We start from the raw sequence: 7,466 nt of genomic DNA, 5'->3' as shown, positions 1-7,466 counted from the left end.
TTTAGAAAATGAATTTGTATCAAATAAAGGTTTTTGTTATGGTTTGGATTCTCATTTTGGTATATTAACATCAGGAGAGGTTGTTCCTTGTTGTTTAGACCAAAATGCTTGTATAGACCTAGGAAATACAAATGAATCATCTCTTGAGCATATACTAAGCTCAAAAAGAGTCAAAGCTATACAGAATGGTTTTAAAAAAGGTGAAGTAGTAGAAGAACTTTGTCAAAAATGTGAATATAGAACAAGATTTGATAAATAATAAGCTAAATAAAAAAGGTTAAAAGTGATAGAAATAGAAATATTTGTAAAAAGTTTAAAAGATTTTTTCTCTTCAAAAATGTTAAAAATCTCATTAATTCCATTAATCATTACAATGATTATAATATACTCACTATTTTTTGCAGCAGCAGATTTTGGAATTACTGTAATGCAAGATATAGCACAAGCTTCTCAAAATGGAGAAGAGGTTGTTATTAGTGAAGATGCTCCATTTTATTTTGTATGGATGACATACTTACTTGTTTTTTTATTTAAGTACTCATTTACTTCATGGATAGCTGGATTTTTATTATATACAGTTGGAAGTGTTATTGTATTACAAGCATCTGTATTATTTACTATTGTTATTATTGGTTTTTTAACTCCAATGATTTTAAAGATTTTACATAAAAGACACTATTCTCATCTTACCTTACATGGGCATGGAGATTTATTATCACCTTTATGGATTTTATTAAAAAGTTCAATTATTATGATACTTTTATTTATAGTGTTAATCCCTGTTTATTTTGTACCTGTATTAAATTTCATAGCATTCTCTTTTCCTTTATATTACTTCTTTCATAAACTACTGAATTATGATGTTGCATCTACAATATTAAGTGATGAAGAGTTTAAAAAAATATATAAAACACAATCAGGTGCTTTTAGATTACGAACACTATTTTTATATATTGTTTCGATGATTCCATTTATTACACTTTTTACAGCTGTATTTTATATAATATATTTAGGTCATGCGTATTTTGTAAAATTAGATGAGTTACATAAGTTAGAGAATTTGAATAAAAAAGAAGATAAAGAAGAAAAAATGAAAGAGATAACTAAAGATTAGTTATCACTTTCATCTGATAGTTTATATCCAATTCCTTGAACATTTTTTATAATTTTATTAGGTAGCTTTTTTCTAAAGTTTTTAATAAAAAGTCTCATTGCATTTGGTGTCATAACTGAATCTTCATCCCAAATAAGATTTTCCATCTCTTCATAAGAAATAAGTCTATTTTTTGTTATAAGAAGTTTTAAAAAATTACTCTCTTTTTTTGTTAAATCAAACTCTTGTGTTTCATTTGAAATTACCGACTTACTATAATCAAATACCCATGTAGCATTTAAATTATAAATTTTACTATCTTCATGCGTTTTTAAAAAAGCTTCCAATGCATCTAGTAATTTTTCTTGTGTTATAGGTTTTACAATATATTTTACTAAATGCAACTCTGCAACTTTAAGTAAATACTCTAAGTCAGTATGTGCAGAAGTAATAATAACTCTTGTCTTAGAATCTGATTCTCTTACTTTTTTTATTAAATCAATACCTGAATCACCTGGCATTCTAATATCTGTAATAATTAAATCAGGTTTATATTGTAGATATTTTAAATGAGCTTCACTTACATTTTTAGCTGAATATGTTTCTTTGAATAAATGTTGAAGAATTTCTTCTATATTTCTTCTAATGCCAGCTTCATCTTCTACATATAAAACAGTATAAGCACTAAGTTTATTTATTAAATTTTCATTCATATTTAGAAAATCCTTATTAGATAAAGTATGGTATCATACCATATATAAGGTAACAAGGACAAATTTGAGATTAATAACTGAAAAAAACTTATCAAAAATAACCATATATATATTTATTATTATTATGTCATCTATGATTTTTATGATTTCTTATTTCTATGTTAAAAATACCTATGCAGATTTTGAAATTCAAATGCAAAAGTTTGTAAAAGAGTATTATGATGAACAAAAAAATACACTAAAAAAAGAAATAAATACTATAATTGATGTTTTAAATTATAATATTACAAAAGAAAATGTTCAAGAAAAAGAGCTTAAAGAAGATGCTATTAGGCTTTTAAATAATATATCTTTTCAAGAAAGTAAAAGTAACTACTACTTTGTTTATGATATAAAGAATATTAATGGTGGAGATGATTTTGCAGTACAAGTAGTAAATCCAAATAGACTAGATTTGATTGGAAAATCAATTTCAACAAACTTCAAAGACTTCAATGGTAAAAAATTCAGAGAAGAATTTCTTACAAATATCAGAAAACATGGAGAATCTTATACTACTTATGCATATAAGAAGCCAAACACAAATGATAAAATCAAACAAAAACTATCTTATTTTAAATATTATAAAGAATGGAATTGGGTTATTGCGGTTGGTATATATACAGATGATGTTGAAAAAGAAATTGCTGTAAAAAGAAAAGATTTAGAACTAAAAGTTAGAAAACAAGTAGGGCAAAATATAGTTCTATTTATTATGTTCTTATCAATAGCAATATTAATCTCAATTGTTGTTTCTCAAAAGATTGATGAAGTACTAAAAAAATATGATAATAAAGTAAAAACAAAAGAAAAAGAGTTAAAAGATTTAAATGAAAACTTAGAAAAAAGAATTGCAGAAGAAATTGATAAAAATAGAGAAAAAGAACAACTTTTAATTCAAAAATCAAGATTTATTGCCTTAGGTGAAATGATATCAAATATAGCACATCAATGGAGACAGCCTTTATCAGAGCTTTCATCTATTCTTATGTATATAAAGTTTAAACATAGTATTAATGCTTTAGATGAAAAAACTATGCAAATAAAATCAAGTGAAGCTGATACTGTAATAGAGTATATGTCACATACTATTGATGACTTTAGAAACTTCTTTATGCCAAAAAAAGAGAAAGAAGAATTTTACTTATATAAAGTGATTGATTCAGTTATGACAATTGTATCAAGCTCATTAAAAAATGATAATATTGAAGTAATTATAAAATTAGATAAAGAAACAAAAATAAAAACATATCTCAATGAGTATGAACAAGTTTTATTAAATATTATTAAAAATGCAAAAGATGCACTAATAGAAAAAGAGGTAAAAAATCCTACTATTACAATTACTGCATATGAAGAGAATGATTACGTAGTTTTATTTATAGAAGATAACGCAGGTGGAATTACAGTAGAACCAATAGGTAAAATCTTTGAACCGTATTTTACAACAAAAGATGATACGCATGGAACAGGAATAGGTCTTTATATGTCTAAAATCATTATTGATAAAAATATGAAGGGAAAATTAAGAGTTAGAAATACCAAAAATGGTGCTAAATTTGGGATTCATGTTCCCAAATCTTTATAGCTTATCTTAATCTAAAAAGTTATTCTATGAGTAGTTTAAATTACTCATAGAAAATAACAGCTTTATTTCTACCACTATTTTTGGCTTTATATAAAGCTTTATCTGCTTCATCAAGAGTTTTTTTGATATTATTTGCTCTTGGGTCACTTGCAATACCCATACTTATGGTAATGTTTATATTTTGATTATTGGCTTTTATACATAAATACTCGATAGTTTTTCTTAAGCGTTCTGCAATTTCATAGGCATCATTTTTATCACAATAAGGTAGAAATAATGCAAACTCTTCACCACCAAGTCGAACAGCTAAATCTCTTGTTCTTACAAATTGTTTTAGTAATATTGAAAGCTCTTTTAAAACGATATCTCCAATTGAATGTGAATAATTATCATTTATAAGTTTAAAATGGTCTATATCCATTACAATAATAGAATATCCTTCATTATGAGTTTTTAGTTCATTTGCTAACTCTTTTGATAATATATCAAAACCTCGACGATTTAATAGTTTTGTTAAAGGATCTTGTTGTGCATCAGTTTTGTATTTTTGTTCAATTTTTTTAAATTCACTAATATCTCTTTGAATTGCAACAAAATGTGTGATTCTTTCATCTCTATATATAGATAGTGGAAATATTGAAACATCAAGCCAATATCCTTCTTGATTTTTTGAATAATTATAGATAACTTCTCTAATAGCTTTTTTATTTTTTAAAGCTTGTTTTATTCTATCAAGAGTATCTCTATTTGTTAATTCACCTTGTAAGATTCTTGGTGTTTTTCCAATAGCTTCATCTTTAGAATAACCAGATATTTTTGCAAAAACATCATTTACGAAAACTATTTTAGGTCCATAAGGCTCTTCAATATCTGAAGCTTCAGTTATAATAACTGCATCATGTGCTTTATCTAAAATATCTTTAAAAGGTAAAGAGTATTCACTTGTAACATCCGTAAAAGTTATTATTACTTTATCAGTATTATTTTGTTTATCAATATAGCCATTTACTAATACCCATTTAGGTTCATTTAAACCATTTATTTTTATACCTATGATAAGGTCTTTAAGAGGTTTTTGCGACTTTGTTATTAAATTTATTGGATATTCTTCTATATCTAAAGGTTTACCTGTTTCATTGATAAAATCCCAATTTTTAGAAGTTACCTCTTTACCTATCATTTGATTCCAGCTTAATCCTAAAATATTTAGCGCCATTTTATTTGCATAAATTATAGAAGAGTCAAGATTATGAACAACTACACCAGCGGGTAGATTATCTAGAAGTTTATTAAAATTTAAATTGTTAAATGATTGAGGCATAAAATCTTCTTTTTTCAAATTATCTCTTTTGGTTCACTAAAATAATAACCTTGTGAATAATCAACACCTATTGCTTTTACTTTTTCTAGAATCTTTTCATTTTCTACAAACTCTGCAATAGTTTTCATATTCAAATCTTTTGCAAAATTTACAATATTTTTACAAACAATTTCACTAATAGGGTTTTTATCAATGTCTTTTATTAGAGAACCATCGATTTTAATATAATCAGCTTTTAGTTTTACAAGATATTCAAAATTACTATATCCTGTTCCAAAATCGTCAATTGCTATTTTACAACCAAGCCCTTTAACAAAAACTATAAATTTAGATATATCTTCAAAGTTTTCTATTGATTCAGATTCAACTATTTCAAAAACTAATCTATTTCCTATTTTATGCTTTTGAAGTATTTTAAGTATAAACTCTTTTATTTCTTCATTTAAAATATCTTCTATTGTTAAATTTATTGAAAATTCTTCTTCTCTATCTTTAAATAATTCAAAGGTTTTTTCAATCATTGTTTTAGTTATTTCTGTATAGTGTCTAGTTTTTTTTGCAATATTTAAAAAATAAAAAGGAGAGATTAGTTTATCTTTATCTTTTATTCTAACTAATGCTTCATATTTTTCATATTTCATTGTTTTATTATTTACCAATGCTTGAAATACTGGGATTACTTTATCCTCTTTTAAAGCTACTTTTACAATATTTGACCATTTAATATTATTTTCATACTCTTTACTTTTAGATATTTCATCACTATAAATTAAAATATCTTTATTAGTTTTTTTAGCTACTTTTAGTGCCATATCTGCTGTTCTTAAAAGTGCTTCTTTTGTTTCAAATGAAATAGCAATTGAAAAGTCTAAGTTTATAAAATCATTATTTATTGATATTTTTTCTTTTCTAAGTTTTTGTTCAATTTCATAGATTTTTTCTAAAAAGTCATTTTGTGATATATTATTATTAAATATCACAAATTCATCACCTTGTAAGTGGTATAAATCATAACAATCAGAATTTTTGCAAAGTAATAGTTTTTGTGAAAATTCTTTTATAATACAATCACCTAAAGCATGTCCATAAAAATCATTAATCTCAGTGAATCTATCAATATTTATTATTGCAAGAGCAGGTAAGATACTAACATTTATATCACTATATAGCTTATGTCTATTATATAAACCAGTTAATGAGTCTGTATTTGCAATATTATCAAGTTTTATTTTTTGATTTATAGTCTCTGTAATATCATGTCTAATTGCAATATATTCACTAATATTATTATCTTGACCTATAATAGGTAAAATTGTCATATCAACCCAATACTCTTGTCCATATTTATCAATATTCTTTAATATCTTTTTCCAAATTTTTTTTGATTTTATAGTTTTCCAAAGGTCTTTAAATATCTCTTTTGGATTATCAGGATGTCTTACAATATTATGAGGTTTTCCAATAAGTTCATCTTTTGTATATTTAGATACTCTACAAAAATGATCATTTATATAAGTGATATTACCTTTTAAATCAGCTTTTGAAACCATACTTGATTCATCCATAGCTAATTTATATGATTTTGCTAAAGATAGTGTATTTTCTAATTCTATTTCAATTTCTTTAATTTGTGTAATATCTTGAATTGTTCCTACTGATTTAACAGGAGTACCATTTTTGTCAAAATATGTGTGGCATCTTTCTTCTACATATTTTACTCTACCATCATTCATTAATAAACGATGTTGTAATGAATACTTTTTTTTAGTCTCTAACGAGTTTAAGTAAGCATCATTTACTAATTTTTTATCATCAGGATGTATTAGTTTTAAAAAATCATCATAAGAAGCTGTAAATTGATTTTTAATTATTTCAAAAATACTAAATATTTGATCAGACCAATAAAGATTGTTTTTTATTAAATCTAATTCCCAATATCCAAGATTTGATAATGTTTCTGAATTTTTAATTTTTTCTGATAAATCTTTTTCAAAAGTTAAGTCTTTTTGTATACCTAAAAAGAATTTTACTTTATTGTTTTTAACTATTGGTGTAATATTAACTTCACTATAAACTAAAGTTCCATCTTTTTTATAATTTCTTAGAATTCTACTAATAGGTTCTTCTTTTTTTATTGCATTTTTAATATCTTTTATAGCATCTTGATCTTTATCTGTACTTTGAAGGAATCTACAATTTTTCCCTATAACTTCATTATATTCATAACCAAACATTTCACAAAAATAGTTATTTACATAAATTAAAGGATTGTCTTTCTTATTTGGATCTGTTATTGTGATTCCATATTTAGCTTGTTGAATGATTTCTTTAAAATGAGGCGCTAGGGTATTTAATTCGTTAATAATATTCAAAACTTACTCCTTCCCTGCTTTTGTAAATTATACTAAATTCTTGCTATTTTATACATAATAAATAAGAATTTTATATGCAATATTAAAAATTGACTTTATTATTTAGAGGCCTATTAGTATTTTTATAAGTTATTGCTTTGCATAAAAACTTAATATTTTTAAATAATATCATATATAATTTATACGCATTTGTTATAATTCCTAAAATTTAAACAAAGGTATAAAATGGAAAATTTAATTTTAGATATAGAAATTGATGAAAATGCAAAAGAATCTTTATTGAAAAAAGCTTTAAAATCAGAATTATCTGTAAAAGAATATATAGAAAAATTAGTAGTAC

General features: G+C 24.2%; 6 protein-coding genes. 3 read left to right on the top strand and 3 right to left on the bottom strand.

What is annotated here, in order from left to right; all coding sequences use genetic code 11:
- Positions 1–259, top strand: a 259-nt coding sequence (locus tag ACERKK_RS09155) for an SPASM domain-containing protein (RefSeq protein WP_373772780.1), incomplete at its 5' end; no start/stop codon positions are given.
- A gap of 24 nt (positions 260–283) precedes the next feature.
- Positions 284–1,114: an EI24 domain-containing protein gene (locus ACERKK_RS09150; RefSeq protein ID WP_373772779.1), complete on the top strand. Its 831-nt coding sequence runs from the start codon at positions 284–286 to the stop codon at positions 1,112–1,114.
- Here the strand turns inward: ACERKK_RS09150 and ACERKK_RS09145 are convergent.
- The gene (locus tag ACERKK_RS09145; RefSeq protein ID WP_373772778.1) at positions 1,111–1,806 is read right to left on the bottom strand and encodes a response regulator transcription factor; all 696 of its coding nucleotides are present in this window, start codon (positions 1,804–1,806) and stop codon (positions 1,111–1,113) included. The two genes, ACERKK_RS09150 and ACERKK_RS09145, sit on opposite strands and share 4 nt — an antisense overlap.
- 64 nt (positions 1,807–1,870) lie before the next feature.
- On the opposite strand from ACERKK_RS09145, the gene ACERKK_RS09140 reads away from it, so the two are divergent.
- Positions 1,871–3,433, top strand: coding sequence for a cache domain-containing protein (locus ACERKK_RS09140; protein ID WP_373772777.1), 1,563 nt, complete (start codon positions 1,871–1,873; stop codon positions 3,431–3,433).
- A 40-nt stretch (positions 3,434–3,473) separates the two neighbouring features.
- On the opposite strand, the gene ACERKK_RS09135 is transcribed toward ACERKK_RS09140, so the two are convergent.
- Entirely contained in the window at positions 3,474–4,772 is a 1,299-nt protein-coding gene (locus tag ACERKK_RS09135) for a diguanylate cyclase (protein WP_373772776.1), read from the bottom strand.
- Positions 4,769–7,126, bottom strand: a complete 2,358-nt coding sequence (locus ACERKK_RS09130) for an EAL domain-containing protein (RefSeq protein ID WP_373772775.1) — start codon at positions 7,124–7,126, stop codon at positions 4,769–4,771. Before ACERKK_RS09130 ends, ACERKK_RS09135 begins: the two co-directional genes overlap by 4 nt.
- Positions 7,127–7,466 lie beyond the last annotated feature (340 nt).

It is taken from the genome of Poseidonibacter sp. (genome assembly GCF_041821165.1).
Lineage (GTDB): Bacteria > Campylobacterota > Campylobacteria > Campylobacterales > Arcobacteraceae > Poseidonibacter.
Note: the sequence above shows the minus strand (reverse complement) of the source record. Positions and strands in the feature narration are given on the sequence as shown.

What these genes read in the sequence shown, in the direction of transcription:
- ACERKK_RS09145 (WP_373772778.1), bottom strand. Translation starts at nt 1,806, where the DNA reads ATGAATGAAAATTTAATAAATAAACTTAGTGCTTATACTGTTTTATAT.